This window comes from Botryobacter ruber (assembly GCF_003347595.2).
GTDB lineage: Bacteria > Bacteroidota > Bacteroidia > Cytophagales > Hymenobacteraceae > Pontibacter > Pontibacter ruber_A.
The window spans coordinates 45,539-61,796 of record NZ_QCZK02000061.1 but is presented as its reverse complement, the minus strand read 5'-3'; the positions used below and the strand labels follow the sequence as shown (position 1 = coordinate 61,796).

Here is a 16,258-nt window from a genome sequence, read left to right as displayed (position 1 = left end):
ATGGTGGCAGGTGCAGAACATTTTATTTTTATGAAGCAGCCCGACCTTGATGCACCAGCTTCGTGTAGGTGATATTTTCTGCATGAAACCGTACCTCCCGGATGCGCTGCAACAGGAGATGCAATAGGAATAAAACGCTGCTGGCAAAGTTGACGTTAGCCTGTAAAAGTAACGATATGCTGCCTCTGGCTGAACGTGTTAGGATAAGAGGGGCTAAAGGCTTTTAATGGCATGCGGTGTGCTAACACCAGGCGCCCAGGATTATAGAGCAGCTGCAAAGTGACGTTATAACATCGGTTATAGGCCGATGATGGTAAGGTTTCTGGAGAGAAGAGCAGGCTTTGTCTATTTGCAAATGAGGCTGAACAGTCATTATTAACTATAGTATGAAACGAGAAGTTCTGCTGTGCATTTTCCTTTTTTTTCAGGTACTCTTCTGCCATGCCCAGGATTACAGTAAAGGACAGGTGCGGGTTGAAAAACTGCTGGCAAAAGCTCTCCAGGGTAACCGTGGCGGTGAAAATCCTGTGCGCAGCATAACCGTTTACCTGCCACCGGGTTATAACGAAGGCAACAAACGCTATCCTGTTATTTACTACCTGCACGGGTTTGCCTGGAACGACAGCCTGCTTATTGCACAGGACCACCTGGACCAGTTACTGGATAAGGCTATTGCCGCGGGAAAAATCCGGGAAACTGTTGTGGTCATGCCAGATCATCATACACTTTACAGAGGCAGCTATTTTACCAACTCCAGCCTCACCGGTAACTGGGCCGATTTTACGGCACGCGAAGTGGTGACCTTTATCGATAAGAATTACCGGACCATTCCGGATAAAAACAGCCGCGGGCTGGCCGGCCACTCCATGGGAGGCTATGGCGCCCTGAAACTGGTGATGCAGTACCCTGATGTATTTGGGGCTGTTTATGCCATGAGTCCTGCGAAACTGGATTGGGGGAAAGAATACACCATTGATAATTCAGCATTCAAAATGATTAGCACGGCAAAAACACGGGAGGAGATACTGGAAAACATGGCGGCTACTGCTTACATAGCTATGGGACGTGTTTATTCACCAAACCCTCAAAAACCGCCCTTCTACTGCGACCTGCCGGTGAGCTACGAAGGCGACAGGAAAGTGGTAAATTACGATGTGCTGGCAAAGTGGGAAAAGCAGTCGCCTACCCGGATGGTGAGCAGCCATGTGAAGGAGCTAAAAGGACTGAACGCCCTAAAACTGGACTGGGGCCGAAATGATCCTTTTCCACACATTCCGGTTACCAGCTTGCAATTTAGCCAGGAACTGGAAGCCTATGGCATCAGCCATTATGCAGAAGAATATATCGGCGACCACGTAAACAAACTATGGACCCCGGACGGCAGGGCCTACAACGACATGCTTCCATTTTTTGAAACATATCTGAAGTTTGAATAACCGGCAGCCTGACATTTACTACAACTACTCGCTAACCGCCTATGCAACTCAAGCAACTTCTAAAATTATGGCGATCAAAATCTGCGCTTTACAAAGGGAGCCTGATGCTGTTAATCGTGATTATTTTAATGGCGACCTACCTGTTCAGGCATAAAATTTTTTCCATTACCACATTCAAAGACTACTATACCATTGGCGTAATTCTGAACACGGTTGAGTTAAGTGAAGAGGATTTTGGGATGGCGCAGCTGATCATCGGGAAAAGGCTGGAGCAGATAAACCTGGCCGGCGGCGTGATGGGAAGAGAACTCCGGGTGCAGTACCTCGACGATAAAAGCAACAGCGAGGTGGCTTACCAGAAGGTAAAAGAAACGATTGATGACGAGCACCTGATTGGGTACGTTGGCTGCTGGAGCTCCTCGAGGGCGTATGCCATTTCAGCATTGATTGGTCCTGCCAAAGTTCCGTTTATTGGCGAGTATGCCTTAACCTCTCTTTTTGATGATTACCCGAGTATGTTTACAGCTGAAAACGGCATTATCGAGCAGGGAGGAGCGCTGAAATTTATACTGAAAGGCCATTTTAAAAGAGCGGGCTATATTGGCAAGGAAGGTGATTTGTTCTCGCTTGCCAACCTGGAGCAGATGACGGATCTGGCGGAAGAGGATTCTGCTTTTTCGGTGGTGGGGCAGTATCATTTCCCGATAGACCACCAGTATACGGATGCAGAGTTTAGCGCTATTGTAAAAGAACTAAAAGCAGCAGGTACTGATTTTATGCTCGTGTCGATAGAATCGGGTATTGCGAAGACCATTATTTTGGGGTTGCGGAAAGCGGGGCTGGATGTGCCTGTTTTTGTGGGACTTGGCGATGCCGGGTTTGTGGTGGCCCAGGCAAGGGCCGAAGGGCAGGATGTAGGAGAGCTGTATGATGTGAATATTGCAGGCGTTTCCGGAACGCTGAATTTACGGCTCCAGGAAGTCCTGTTGTCGTTGGGTAATAATATGAAGTACACGCAGGAGCTGGAATTCCAGTTGTCGTTTGGCGCTCGTTTTGCCGATGCTATCGGTATGATTGCCGAGGCTGCCAACGCTGCACCGGTTGGCCCAACGCCTGACATCCGGGCGAAAATCGTAAAGGGCTTGCACCGGTACATTGGCGGCGAACAGATTTTCAGAGGCTGGTATGCCGACTGGTATTTTACCAAAAACAAATCGGGCGCCCAGGATATGTTTATTGCCTGGAAACCTAAAAACCTGCCGCACCATATTTTAACCCCCGAACAGCTGGTGTTTCTGGACGATTCGCTTAAAGCGGCACCGGTGCTTTACACGCACATGGATTTGGTAAGAATAGACCGGATCAGCGATAATGACGGAACATTTCATGCCGATTTCTTTTTTGAGATTTTTACAAGCACACCTTTCTCCATCGACGATGTCGATTTTACAAATGCCGCCCGCAGCGAAACAGACCATACTTCGTTAATCGATATCAGCCTGATAAGAGAAAGGAAAGTATACGGTGAAGTGCCCATGTACAACAGCCTGTACAAAGTATCGGGCATGTTTATTTTTAAACCCGACCTGCACGAATATCCTTTTGACAAGCAGAAGTTCGTGATCTCGTTTCAGCCGCGCAGTGCCTTGCAACCCTTTATGATTCAGCCGCCTATAGGTGAGCTGCGCGATACTGTTTTTGAGTCTGGCGGATGGGAGTTAACAGACCATTTTGTGGGCTTTAATCACGATATTATCAGTTTTATAAACCCGCTGGAAGAATTAAAGCAGACACTGCCGGTTTACAAGTTCAGCTATATTTTTATTTTGAAAAGAGCCCGTATCGATTTTTTTCTCAAGATACTGATTCCGTTGCTCGTTATCCTGATGGTTACCTATTTCTCGGTCTACATCCCGTTTTACAGGTTCGAAACCATCGGGGCCATACAGGTTACAGCGCTGCTCGCATCCATCGCCTTAAACCTCTCTACCTACAAGCCGGAACTGGAACATGCCACCGTCTCCGACAAAATTTTTGTTTTTACTTACCTGATGATTACCTCGTTGATCGGAACTTCCATTTTACGATATGTAAGAAGGGAGAAGCATGATACCGAAAACGAAATAGCGCGGTTTTACCAGTTGTATGTTTTCCCGATTATCCTGATGGTGTTCACCATGTTTGTCGCTTCTTCTTAAAATAGCTCAGTAGTTAATCACATACTGCAGCCCGTAGCCCACACCTGATTTCTCGGTTGGCGAAAACTCGTTTATCCTGTATTCCACCACTACATAAAACTGTTTCAGTACCATTACCCCAAGCTGGTGTTCTGTTACCCAGTTAAAGGAAACTTTCCCGTTGTCGTGATACTCGACGTTCTGGTCGGCAAACCCGCCGATGTACACGCGGTTGTCCAGTAGCTTGGGCAGAATGTTAAGCTTGTAAACATGCTCCAGCTGCCTGAAAAACTTAACGCCGGTGTGCTCGCTCAGCCGCACGATGTGCAGGTTGGCAAAATAATACAGGTTAATGCTTTTAAAGACAGGGGCCAGTGCAGCCATATCGCCGGGTTTCCAGAGTATTCCGAGAAAGGCATTGTCGTTGCCGGTGCCGCTGCGTATGATCCATTGCGCCGTTAAATCGATGGGGATTTTCGGTACAGGTTTCCAGCGGACATTCTGCTCGGTGTAGAAGTTGTCGAGGTCTGCTGTTTTTTTATCTCCTTGAAAGTTGGTGAGCGAGAAGTATTCGAATCTTTTGGGCAGCTGCGAAAAAATGTTCAGCGTATAAACGCTGAATTCCCGCGTATCGTAGTAGCCGTTAAAATCCAGAAAACCTGTGCTGGAAGAAGTGGCTTGGGTAGTAGCGGTACTGTCCTGCCCCTGAACCGAAATCTGGACAAGGCAAAGCAGGCCTGCAATACAGCTAATTATTGTTATCTTTCTGATCAACTCATGTGTTGCTTCTGCAGCAGTTGTGTGATTCCTGTATAAACGTGAATCAGAAAGATAAGTGTAGCCTGAAAGGGTAAAATTTAGCACGATTTAGCTGAAGCAGGAGCAGCGGTGGCTGTGGTGGCAGGTGCAGTAACATATTGCTGCCTGTTTTTGGGTTGCTGCACCAGCCACCATAGCCTCTGCTGCTTTGTGGCAGGATATGCAGGCAACCTACGAAGCCGACACGGCTGCCGATTCGATGTAGAAATTGGGATCTACCTTGATCGATGTATTTTTCTTCAGGCCTTTCAGTTCCTGCCAGTTCCCGGTGGGCTCGAGCCATTTTTCTTTTCCATCCAGGAACACGCGCACCGGCATGTTAAAACCGGATACTGTTTTCGCCCAGCGGTATTTTAAGGTAGTGCCGTTCAGTTGGTATTCGAGCTTCGGAATGCGGGTGTCGCGAAGGTACTGGTTAAAAAACGGGCCCAGGTCGCGGTTGGTGTGCCGGCTCAGGTAATCTTCTATTTGTTTTGAGGTAACGGTCTGGTGGTAGAAATCTTTGTTGAGCCCCCGCAGGATGCTGCGCCACTTCTTGTCGTCGTTCACGACCTGGCGCAGGGTGTGCAGCATGTTAGCGCCTTTAGGATACATATCGTCCGAGCCGCTGTGGTTTACATTGTACTGGCCGATAATGGGCGCATCGTTCCGGATGTTGCCGCGCAACCCGATTACATAGGCACTGGCGGCATCTTTGCCGTAGTGGTAATCCAGGAAAAGGCTTTCGGAGTAGGTGGTAAAGCTTTCGTGTATCCACATGTCGGCAATATCCTGGTAGGTGATGTTGTTGGCAAACCACTCGTGCCCGGATTCATGAATGATGATGTAATCAAACTCCATCCCGTAGCCCGTGCCGCTCAGGTCGTGGCCCAGGTAGCCGTTCATGTAGTTGTTGCCGTAGGTCACCGAACTCTGGTGCTCCATACCCAGGTAAGGCACTTCCACCAGTTTGTAGCTGTCCTCATAAAAAGGATACGGGCCAAACCAGTGCTCAAATGCTTTCAGCATGCGGGGCACGTCGCGGAACTGCCGTTTGGCTTTGCCCAGGTTGTAGCGGAGCACGTAATAGCTGCAGTCCAGCGGCCCTTTTTCGCCCTGGTAAATTTCCGAAAAATGCACATAGTCGCCCAGGTTTACGTTCACGCCGTAATTGTTTATCGGGTTGGAAACAAACCAGCGGAAGGTTCTGGTGCTGTCGGTATTCGTTTCGGTGCCAAGCAGCCGGCCGTTGGAAACAGCGGTTAAACCGGCGGGCGCCGTTACGCTGATCTGCATGCTGTCGGGCTCGTCGTACATGTGGTCTTTGCAGGGCCACCACAGGCTGGCGCCATCTTTCTGGTCGGTGGTGGCCACAAAGGGATTTCCGTTGGCATCGCGGGCCCAGGTCAGGCCGCCGCTCCAGGGTGGCCGCGGGCTTACACGCGGTTTGCCGCCATAGTAGATGTGCAGCTGGTTTACAGCTCCGGGCTGCTGCTTTTCTGCCAGCTGAATGTAGTACACGCTCCCATCGCGTTTGAACTCCAGGGGCTTCCCGTGCTGCTCTACCTTTTCGATTTTCATGGGCGGCTGCAGGTCTATCTGCATGCGCTGTTGGGGCTCCAGCACTTTATACTGCACCGTGTTCATGCCCCGGATCGTGCTGTCGGCAGGATTCACCCGGATGTCGAGGTGGTAATAGGTCAGGTCCCACCAGGCCCGCTCCGGCGTAATGGAGCCGCGCAAGGTATCCTGCCGCGTAAAGGCTTTCTCCTGTGCAGTGGCTATGGTGGCAGGAGCAGCCAGCAAAACGGCCAGCAAACAAAGCAAATTTTTAATTTTTCTGATCATGATGTAGCAGTAGCCAGGGAATAGCGTCTTGTTTTACGACAAGCAACAACAGCCTGTAAGGTATTAAATATTCTGCAGTACGAAAAAAGCAGCAGCAGAAGGTTACTTATCAACGTTGTTTAGCGGGAATATTTATACTTTTGACATCCGTTTTTTTGTTCTGCACCTATGACCACACCCACTGCTGCCAACCAACCGGCGCACCAATACACCTACCTGGCCCTCGGCGATTCCTATACCATTGGCGAAGGTGTACCCGAAAACGACCAATGGGGGATGCAGCTGGCTAGGCTGCTGCGGGGGCAGGGGCTGGCTGTTGCCGACCCGGTAACCATTGCCCGCACCGGCTGGACCACAGGCGAACTGGCAAATGCTGTGGCTGCGGCCAACCTGTCGGGGCAGTTCGACCTGGTGTCGTTGCTGATAGGCGTAAACAACCAGTACCGCGGGCTCAGCCTGGAAAATTACCGGGAAGAGTTCAGCAACTTACTGCAGACGGCCATACAGTTTGCCGGCAACCAACCGGCGCATGTCCTGGTGCTGTCTGTCCCGGATTGGGGTGTTACGCCGTTTGCACAGGACCGCGATCGCCCGCGCATTGCAGCAGAAATAGATGCATTTAATGCCGTAGCAAAGGCAGAAACGGAAAAGGCAGGAGCAGCTTTTATTTACATCACGCCCTTAACCCGGAAAGCTGCTGCAGAACCGGTTTACCTGGCGGACGATGGCCTGCATTACTCCGGAAAAATGCACCTGGAGTGGGCAAAGCTGGCACTTCCGGTGGCAAAGCAGCTGTTGCAGTAAGTCAGGGTGCAGCGGCAGATTTCAGGCTTTTACCTGCTATAAAAACAACTTTACGTGTTATTTTATAGCGTTTACTTATAAATTACCCGGAACGGCTTTTTCAATACCTGCGTAAAAGGACGATATTTGCAGAAAAAACTATGAAAAAACTTTCTACACTCAGTTTATTACTTGTCTGGGCTCTTGTTTCAGCCGGAACAGCTACTGCCGGAACCGGTACAGCAGCGCCAGACTCCGCTTCCGTAGCAGCTCATCCGGCTGTTTATACGGCATTGCGACAGGATCCGGGCTTTATTCCCAGACCCCTTTATACTTATCCGAAAAATAATTTCAAGATAAACCTTTCGTCGCTGCTGCTCAACAATTACAGCCTGAGTTATGAGCGCTCGTTTGCCCGAAAATTTTCTGTTGTGGCAGGATACCGGTTTATGCCCAAAACGGTAGTCGGTTCGATGGCCTTAACAAAGCAACTGGTAGAGAACCTGGATGTGGATACGGATATCCGGAATAACCTGGATAATTTCAGGACATCAAACAAAGCCTTCACCGGTGAGGTCCGTTTTTATAGCGGCAGGAAACCGGGCGCGCGTGGTTTGTACCTGTCGCTGTACGGTCGCTACACCGATATGCGCTACGACATTGATGTTGAAAAAACCTACGAAGGAAAAGATTATAACATTCCGATCAGGAGCAAAGTGGCCGGTTATGGGGGAGGACTGATGCTCGGCTGGCAATGGCTGATTAAAGAAAGAGTAGTTGTCGACCTGTACATAATCGGGGGCCACTATGGCAAACTGACCAAAGGGGATTTTGAAGGTACCGCAGACCTGAGCGATCTGACAGCAGAAGAAAAACGCGACCTTAAAACCCAGCTCGAAGAACTTGGAACCATTGGCAGTACAAAGTACGTGGAAGCTGAAGTACATGATAATGGGGTACGGGCAACCCTGGATGGCCCGTTCCTGGGAGTACGAGGCCTGGGACTTAATGTAGGCTTTGCCTTCTGATGCTGCTCCGGATTGTGAATTTGATTTAACGAGGGAGGTAGCCGGTAGCGGCTGCCTCTTTTTTTTGCTGCTTCCCCGGGCAGGAAACCGGTCCCGTATTGAGCAGGAGATGAGCAGTGGCAGAATTTTAACAGGAAAGAGAGGAAGGCTGTTCTGTGATCAGCGGCTTTAGAAACGGTGCGCCCTAAAAGGAAATAAGCCGAGGCAGATATACTGTCTCGGCTTATAAATCACCCAAAACAAATCACAATTAGATACTTATACTGCTTCCTGACACTAAGGTAGGAAACATTTTTGGTGCTAACAAATATTAGTTCAAAATTTTTAAAAAATTTTTAATCCGGGTTAAACAACCCTGTTCTCAGGCGGAAAAATTCTTCTTAAAACCAACTTGGTTGCGCGCTACGGGTGCCGATTAAAAATAAGAGCTGGCCGAATAGTATCCGGCAAAAAATAAAAAGGCCCTTGTCGCGCAGATAAGGGCCTTTTTTGCTGTAGGGGAAGGAGTCGAACCTTCACGGAGTAGTTAGACAAGTAGCTTGCTTTATTCTATGTTCTCCACCCCCGAGATAGGAGGGCTTGTCTGCCAGTTTCAACACCCTACATTGTGTTTTTGATGATGCAAATATAAAACACTAAAAATGTTATTTCAAAATTTGGCAAACATTTTTTTTAAAGTTTGAATCATTTTAAAATTTTAAGCTGTTTTTATGAAAAAAAATCATTAGAAGGCGCTGATCCGGCTGTTGGATTTCGAAATTAAAAAATGAGCATTCGTTAACCGGAGGATACTGCCTCTACCAGCAAACCGTTTTGCTGATGAAGTAATACCGGATAGCATTTATTCAGTTCCACAACAAAACTCCCCTGCGCTGACCTAAGTGCAGTTCGCATTCCGGATGCCAAAAATTCAGGCTGCCATGGAAGCAACTTAACACTGGTTTGTTTTTTCATAAAAAGACAAATACTATTGCGGAACAGGCACTAAGGCTGGTGTATTATTGTTATATTTAAAGAGCGTGATGGCTTGCAGCAGGTTGTTGTTCTGTTCACGCAAAAGCTGCCATTTCTTAGCGCCTGAAAGAATAGTTTAAACAAAATAAAAGTGGTAATTTTACCTACTAATATATCTTTTAACACACATGAGTGAAGTAGAAGAAACCAAGCAAATAAATAAACAAACAGCTAATAATTATTCGGCAAATAGCATCCAGGTACTGGAAGGGCTGGAGGCTGTGCGGAAGCGCCCGGCCATGTATATTGGCGATATTGGCATAAAAGGCCTGCACCACCTGGTGTGGGAAGTCGTGGATAACTCCATCGACGAAGCCCTGGCCGGTCATTGCGATGAAATATGGGTAACGATAAACGAAGATAATTCTGTAACAGTATCGGATAACGGGCGCGGTATTCCTACCGATTTCCACCAGAAAGAAGGCCGTTCGGCACTGGAAGTAGTAATGACGGTACTGCACGCCGGTGGTAAATTCGACAAAGACACCTATAAAGTATCCGGTGGTCTGCATGGGGTGGGCGTATCCTGCGTAAATGCACTCTCTACCGACCTGCACGTAACCGTACACCGCAACGGGAAAATTTTCGAACAGCATTACCAGATCGGCGTGCCGCAGTACCCGGTGCGTGAAATTGGTGAGACCGACAGAACCGGTACAACCGTTCAGTTTAAACCCGATGCTTCCATTTTTACTTCCACCGAGTATAAATACGACACCATTGCCAGCCGTTTGCGCGAACTGGCTTTCCTGAACAAAGGCATCCGGATTAACCTGGAGGACCTGCGCGAGAAAAACGAGCAGGGCGAGCCGCTTTCCGATACCTTCTTCTCGGAAGGTGGTCTGAAAGAGTTTGTGGCTTACCTCGACGAGACCCGCGAGAACCTGATTCCGGAGCCTATCCACGTTGAGAGCGAGAAAAACGGCGTGCCGGTTGAGATTGCGCTCCAGTATAACACGTCTTACACCGAGAACATCTTCTCGTATGTAAACAATATCAATACCATTGAAGGCGGTACGCACGTGGCCGGTTTCCGTCGTGCCCTTACCCGTACCCTGAAAGCTTATGCCGAGAAATCGGGTATGCTGGATAAGGTAAAGGTAGAAATCTCGGGCGACGATTTCCGTGAAGGCCTTACTGCGGTAATTTCGGTAAAAGTAGCTGAGCCGCAGTTTGAGGGGCAGACCAAAACCAAACTGGGTAACTCCGAAGTTTCGGGTGCTGTAGATACGGCCGTAGGCGAAATGCTGAACCAGTACCTGGAAGAAAATCCCAAGGAGGCCCGCATTATTGTGCAGAAGGTGATCCTGGCGGCGCAAGCCCGTTTTGCTGCCCGCAAGGCCCGTGAGATGGTGCAGCGCAAAAACGTGCTTTCCGGTACCAGCCTTCCGGGTAAACTGGCCGACTGCTCCGACAGCGATCCTGAAAACTGCGAAATTTACCTGGTGGAAGGTGACTCTGCCGGTGGTTCTGCCAAGCAGGGCCGCGACCGTAAGTTCCAGGCAATTCTGCCGCTGCGCGGTAAGATCCTGAACGTGGAGAAAGCGCAGGAGCATCGCATCTACGAGAACGAAGAGATCAAAAATATGATTACGGCGCTGGGTGTAAGTTTCGGTACACCTGAAGACGATAAAGCCCTGAACCTCTCGAAACTGCGTTACCACAAGATCATCATCATGACGGATGCCGACGTGGATGGTTCCCACATCCGGACGCTGATCCTGACCTTCTTCTTCCGCTATATGAAGGAGCTTGTGGAGAACGGCTATATCTACATCGCCCTGCCGCCGCTTTACCTGGTGAAGAAAGGCAAGGAAGAGCGCTACTGTTGGAGTGAGCAGGACCGCATTGATGCAGTACAGGAACTGGGCAAAGGCAAAGACGAAAGTGTGGGTGTGCAGCGCTACAAAGGTCTGGGTGAGATGAACCCGGAGCAACTCTGGACAACCACCATGGATCCTTCCGTTCGAAGCCTGAAACAGGTGTCGATCGAATCTGCTGCCGAAGCAGATCACCTGTTCTCGATGCTGATGGGCGACGAAGTGGGGCCACGCCGCGACTTTATTGAGCGCAACGCCAAATATGCACGCGTAGACGTGTAACAAGACAGTACTTAAAACAGGAACAGCCGGCCCCCATAAGCCGGCTGTTCCTGTTTTAGGAGCAGCGGCTATGGTGGCAGGTGCAGTAACTCAAAAATACTACTGCACCTGCCACCATAGCCGCTGCTGTTCTTCCTGCATGTGTCTTGCTACGGGTTGGTATTATTTCTTCAGCCGCAGCAGTGCTTTCCCAAGTGTTCCTGCTCCCGGAAAGTAAAGCAAACCTGCCAGTTCGTACTGCTTGTCTTTCAGGCGCTCACGGTAAGCCGCAAAGCCAGCAAAAGCATCGGTATCGCCGTTGGCATAGGTGCGCCTGTAAGTTGCATGCTTCCCTTTGCCGCTAAATCTTGCCCGGAAAGAATGTTTGCGCTCCTGGTAGGGTTTGGGGTAAAGAGATGTGTAAGGCAGAAAAAGGCCAACGAGCAGGAGGGAGGTTACCACAAAATAAATCTGGAATAACACGAAATTGATAATATGCAGCAGCAGGAGCGCAAGCGCCATCCAGAAACGGAGAGGTGGCCTGAAAGCTGCTGCCACGGCAAAAGTCTGTAAGTAAAGAGTCAGCAAAAAGCCTAGCTGCCAGAAAACCGGTGCAGAGAGGTAAAGCTGCTCCTGAGCAAACGGCAGGTCGTACATCCTGTGGCTGACAATGGCATTGTAGAGGGCGGCATCGGGGTGCAGCCAGTGTGCATCGGGTGAGGATGTCAGCACCTTGTAAGCCAGCGCGACTATTTTCCAGATCCCGGCCATGGTATAGGTCGCCAGGATGCCTGTATAAAACCAGTTGATGGTACGGTGCTGGTAGTGGTCGGGTACGTTACGCGCAGGTTTTTCTACTTTCACAAATACCAGGAACAGGTGCGAGAGCAGGAAAAAATGGTTTACATGGCTCAGGAAGCCAAAGCTCCACTGCGGCAGGTTTAGCCAGTACAGGCAGCACATCAGCAAAATCTTAAGTAAACTGCTTTGGCGGTAAAAGAGCAAATAGGCATTGCAGGCAATGGCTACTCCTGTCACCAGCATGACCAGCGCCTGTGCGGGCAGTGCAGGCATAAGGGCCCGGGTAATAAAGTTGACCGGCGAGAAAAGGATTTCAGGTCTTTCGAGCAGGATCAGGTATTTCTTGTAAGTCCAGTACAGCCACACAAACGTGAGTAAACGCAAGGCACACTCGCCGTAGTAGAAGTTGATGCTGCTGCGCAGGTACTCGTTATAGCCTCCGCTTGCACTCAGCCGGCTGTCCTTGTGCATGGCCGGTTTAGAAGCGGATAACTGTAGTGGTGTCATAGGCTGCGGGGTTCTCAAGGATTTTTTTGGGGGAATACTGCTCCTGCACAATTTTATACTGATCGGCAGCAGGGCCAACATATCTGATAAAGGTAAGCAGCTTTTGTGAAGCCAGGGTATCGGAGGGGGCAGCGTTCAGTTTGCTGTGGATCAGGTGCATAAATGTATAATAATACTCGTCATGTGTAAACGTAGGTGTGGGGGCTATGCTCTGTCTTTTCCAGCTACTGTCACCATAGTTTCTGTAGTAGATCCTGTACTCGCTGTAGGAGTGGGCGCTGCCGAGGGGTTGTGTATACAGTTTCCAGAAAAAGAACGGATAAATTTCGCCCAGGCCTGCTGTAAACGTAAAGTAGGAAATAAATGAACCGAAAAAACTTAGCAGCACTAACAGCCGTGTAAGTTGCAGCCGCGACTTAGAAGCTAGCTTCATAAAAAAGAAATATAAATCAGCAGAATCAGATCTTCCTTTAAAACCATATTAAAATTCCTGTATATTAGAGTTTAAATGGTTTGCAGGAGATAAGTTAAGTTAGAACTTAAAAATAAAATACACAAAAGACCTGCAAATTTGTTAATAATTATATTTTGCACGTGTAGTAACCCGCTCCGCTGCTAACTTATATTCGTATAGCTACAGAGAATAAACCCAGAAAACATGCTTGTAAACAAGGTTTCTGACCAGATAAAGAAAAGTAAACTCATTAGCCGCGACCTAAGCTGGCTACGGTTTAATTACCGGGTGCTGGACCAGGCCCGCGATACCGCCAAAAACTTCTTCGACCGAATTAAGTTCCTGGCGATCACCTCCTCTAACCTCGACGAATTTTTTATGATCCGGGTAGGGAGCTTGTACAACTACATCGACTACGGCAAAGAGCGCCTCGATTATTCAGGCCTGCGGGAGCTGCCTTTCCGCAAGAAGCTGCTCGACTATGCCCACCGTTTTGTAAACGACCAGTACCTGACCTTTAACAGCGAACTGAAGCCGCTCTTTGAACAGCATGGTTTTGATGTCCTGAAAATTGAGGAATTATCGGAGGCAGAGCAGAAGAAAGCCGATACCTACTTTAAAAACACGGTTTTCCCGCTGCTCACCCCCATGGTGTACGATACCTATCACGGGTTCCCGCTGCTCATGAACCAGCTGCTCACTTTTGGCGTGGTGACCAGGACCACAGAAGATGCCAAGGCGCAGGACCGGGTAACGTTTGTGCAGATTCCGCAGAACCTGGCCCGCTTTTTCGAGATCAACCGGAAAGATAAAATCGTGTTTGTCCCGATTGAGGAGATCGTACGCTGGAAAATAAAGAAGCTTTTCCGGAATGTGGAGATCGTATCGGCCAACCTGTTCCGCATTACCCGCAACGGCGACTTTACCCTGGAAGAGAGCGACGACATTGACGCCGATTTTGTGCAGGAAATAAAAGCCAAGCTGCGCACCCGCAAGAAAGGCCGCGTGGTGCGGCTGGAGGTAGAGCGAAACCCCTCGCATTACCTCATGAAGATACTCAAGGAGCGCTGGGTGATCGATAACGCCAACGTGTTTACGATCAGTACGCTGATGGACCTGCGGGCGCTGTGGCAGATACTGAACCACCGCCAGTTCCGCGACAAGCGACCCAAGCCGCATCCTTCGGTGCTGCCCATCAGCATGCCGATGGATGGCGTGGACCTGTTTGAGTACCTGAAAGACCACGACGTGCTCCTGCACCACCCGTACAACAGCATGGAACCCGTGGTAAACCTGCTCGAACGTGCCGCCGAAGACCCCTCTGTGCTGGGCATTAAGCAAACCATTTACCGCCTGGCCGACCAGTCGCGGGTAACGGCGGCGCTGCTGAAGGCGGCGGAGAACGGGAAGCACGTGTCGGTGCTGTTTGAGGTGAAGGCGCGTTTCGACGAGGAGCGTAACCTGCGCGAGGGGGACCGCCTGGAGAAGGCCGGTTGCTTTGTTATCTACGGCATCAGCAAGTACAAAACGCATACTAAAATGCTGATGATCATCCGGAAAGAAGGGGAGAAGGTGACGCGCTATGTGCACATTGGCAGCGGCAACTACAACGAGCAGACGGCCCGCATGTACACCGACATCAGCCTGCTGACAACGAATGAGCTCTATGCACACGATGTATCGGAATTCTTTAATGTTATTACCGGGCACTCCCGGCCGGATGAATACAAGATACTGCTCACCTCGCCCAACAGCATGCGCACACAGCTGATCGAGCTGATCCGGTGGGAAGCGCGTAATGCCAAGAAAGGCCTTAAGAGCGGTATCGTAATCAAGATCAATTCGCTGGAAGACCGGGAAACGATTGAGGAGCTGTATAAGGCCTCTAAAGCTGGTGTGACTATTAAACTGATTGTGCGTGGCATCTGCTGCCTGCGCCCTGGTCGCGAAGACTTAAGCGATAACATCTCGGTTAAGTCTATTGTAGGGGAGCACCTGGAGCATGCCCGGATCTACTATTTCCACAACAACGGCGACCCGAAAGTGTACGGCGGCAGTGCCGACATCATGGTGCGCAGCTTCGACCGCCGTATTGAGGCACTTTTCCTGATGGTGAACGAGGATATCAAACAGGAGGCGATCAATATCCTGTACTACAACCTGCTAGACAACCAGAACTCCTACATTATGCGCGAAGACGGGACTTATTATAAGAAGAAACCAACTGCAAACGAGGATATTGTGGATGTGCACCGGTTGTTCTTCTCCAAGAACTGCCGCGAACCGCAAGAGGTGGAACTTGTCTGAACTGAGACTCTTTTGATTTGAATGATTGGTGTGATTTTTAAAAAAGATTCTCACCAATCATTCAAATCAAAAGAGTCTCAGTTTAGGGTTACTCAATATGGCCAATGATAAAGCGGTCGGGGTGGTGTTGTTCGTAGAGGGCGTGGAGCATACCGTCTTTTAAACCTACTGCCGGTACGATCATGCTTTCCACGTTTGCCCACTCCATGGCCGAGAGGTAGATTTCGGCAGCAGGAAGAATGACATCGGCCCGGTCCGGGTTCAGGAGCAGTTCCGTCAGGCGCTCTTCCATGGTATGGGAAGCTATTTTTTCAGCTACTTCTTCTATCTGTTTTTTATAGATGGGTTGCCCGGTGGTTTTGCCTGCCAGGTCAAACAATTTGTTGATGTTTCCCCCTGTACCTACAGCACGCGTCAGGTGGTACTTTTGAGTATTTTCTTCAATCCATTGGCGCATGGCATTCCACAGTTCCACCGAATCGTCGCCGTGCATGTGCCGGATGGAGCCCTGCTCAAACGACTGCGAGGCCATCTTTTCGCGGTTCACATAAATGTTAAACTCGGTGCTGCCGCCCCCAACATCAATGTGCAGGTAGTTGCGCTCGTCCAGGAAATTGACGATAACCTTGTTGATCAGTTCGGCTTCCGTTACACCATCGATCACCTGTATTTCCATGCCGATGGCATTACGCACCCGCTCCAGCACTTCGGGCGCATTTTTAGAGGTGCGCATGGCCGAGGTGGCGCATACCATGTAGTGGTCTACATCATGTACATCAATGAGCAACTGGAAGGCGTGGAGCAGCTTGATAAACTTCTGGATCTTTACCTCACTGATGTGGCCTGAGCTGAAGAAATCCTCGCCAAAACGAATGGCATACCGGACGTATTCAAGCCGTTTAAAGATTACTTTTCCGTTATGGTTGTATACATTGGAGATCTGGCACCGGGCAGCGTTGGACCCAATATCAATAGCAGCTAACTTCAATTCTATTCAGGTTTACAGCGGGTAAAACGGTATTTT

11 protein-coding genes are annotated in these 16,258 nt (G+C 49.5%); 6 read left to right on the top strand and 5 right to left on the bottom strand.

Translation table 11 applies throughout. The features are described from left to right. The first annotated feature begins 386 nt into the window (after nucleotides 1–386). Both DCW36_RS21695 and DCW36_RS21690 read left to right on the top strand, forming a co-directional pair. Nucleotides 387–1,436 (top strand): alpha/beta hydrolase, encoded by a 1,050-nt coding sequence (locus DCW36_RS21695; protein ID WP_114780632.1) that lies wholly within the window; start codon nucleotides 387–389, stop codon nucleotides 1,434–1,436. A gap of 41 nt (nucleotides 1,437–1,477) precedes the next feature. After that, nucleotides 1,478–3,634 carry an ABC transporter substrate-binding protein gene (locus DCW36_RS21690; protein WP_114780631.1) on the top strand — a complete coding sequence of 719 codons (2,157 nt, stop codon included), beginning with the start codon at nucleotides 1,478–1,480 and terminating at the stop codon, nucleotides 3,632–3,634. A gap of 6 nt (nucleotides 3,635–3,640) precedes the next feature. On the opposite strand, the gene DCW36_RS21685 is transcribed toward DCW36_RS21690, so the two are convergent. Then, nucleotides 3,641–4,387, bottom strand: coding sequence for a hypothetical protein (locus DCW36_RS21685; RefSeq protein WP_114780630.1), 747 nt, complete (start codon nucleotides 4,385–4,387; stop codon nucleotides 3,641–3,643). A gap of 216 nt (nucleotides 4,388–4,603) precedes the next feature. Beyond that, nucleotides 4,604–6,259, bottom strand: a complete 1,656-nt coding sequence (locus DCW36_RS21680) for a M1 family metallopeptidase (RefSeq protein ID WP_114780629.1) — start codon at nucleotides 6,257–6,259, stop codon at nucleotides 4,604–4,606. 168 nt (nucleotides 6,260–6,427) lie between these two features. Here DCW36_RS21680 and DCW36_RS21675 point away from each other — a divergent pair, with 168 nt between their 5' ends. The 3 genes from DCW36_RS21675 to gyrB all read left to right on the top strand — a co-directional run bounded on the left by DCW36_RS21675 (nucleotide 6,428) and on the right by gyrB (nucleotide 11,186). Then, nucleotides 6,428–7,063, top strand: coding sequence for an SGNH/GDSL hydrolase family protein (locus tag DCW36_RS21675; protein WP_114780628.1), 636 nt, complete (start codon nucleotides 6,428–6,430; stop codon nucleotides 7,061–7,063). A 140-nt stretch (nucleotides 7,064–7,203) separates the two neighbouring features. Continuing rightward, the gene (locus DCW36_RS21670; protein WP_205702978.1) at nucleotides 7,204–8,070 is read left to right on the top strand and encodes a DUF3575 domain-containing protein; all 867 of its coding nucleotides are present in this window, start codon (nucleotides 7,204–7,206) and stop codon (nucleotides 8,068–8,070) included. Nucleotides 8,071–9,212: 1,142 nt separating this feature from the next. Next, the gene (gene gyrB, locus DCW36_RS21665) at nucleotides 9,213–11,186 is read left to right on the top strand and encodes a DNA topoisomerase (ATP-hydrolyzing) subunit B (protein ID WP_114780627.1); all 1,974 of its coding nucleotides are present in this window, start codon (nucleotides 9,213–9,215) and stop codon (nucleotides 11,184–11,186) included. Between the two features lie 162 nt (nucleotides 11,187–11,348). Here gyrB and DCW36_RS21660 read toward each other — a convergent pair whose 3' ends face one another. Next, the gene (locus tag DCW36_RS21660; RefSeq protein ID WP_128397006.1) at nucleotides 11,349–12,473 is read right to left on the bottom strand and encodes a hypothetical protein; all 1,125 of its coding nucleotides are present in this window, start codon (nucleotides 12,471–12,473) and stop codon (nucleotides 11,349–11,351) included. Continuing rightward, nucleotides 12,445–12,906 (bottom strand): hypothetical protein, encoded by a 462-nt coding sequence (locus DCW36_RS21655; RefSeq protein ID WP_128397005.1) that lies wholly within the window; start codon nucleotides 12,904–12,906, stop codon nucleotides 12,445–12,447. The genes DCW36_RS21660 and DCW36_RS21655 overlap by 29 nt, the downstream gene beginning before the upstream one ends. A 225-nt stretch (nucleotides 12,907–13,131) precedes the next feature. Here DCW36_RS21655 and ppk1 point away from each other — a divergent pair, with 225 nt between their 5' ends. After that, entirely contained in the window at nucleotides 13,132–15,234 is a 2,103-nt protein-coding gene (gene ppk1 / locus DCW36_RS21650; RefSeq protein WP_114780624.1) for a polyphosphate kinase 1, read from the top strand. An 88-nt stretch (nucleotides 15,235–15,322) separates the two neighbouring features. Here the strand turns inward: ppk1 and DCW36_RS21645 are convergent, their stop codons facing one another. Next, entirely contained in the window at nucleotides 15,323–16,222 is a 900-nt protein-coding gene (locus tag DCW36_RS21645) for a Ppx/GppA phosphatase family protein (RefSeq protein WP_114780623.1), read from the bottom strand. Between the last annotated feature and the right edge of the window lie 36 nt (nucleotides 16,223–16,258).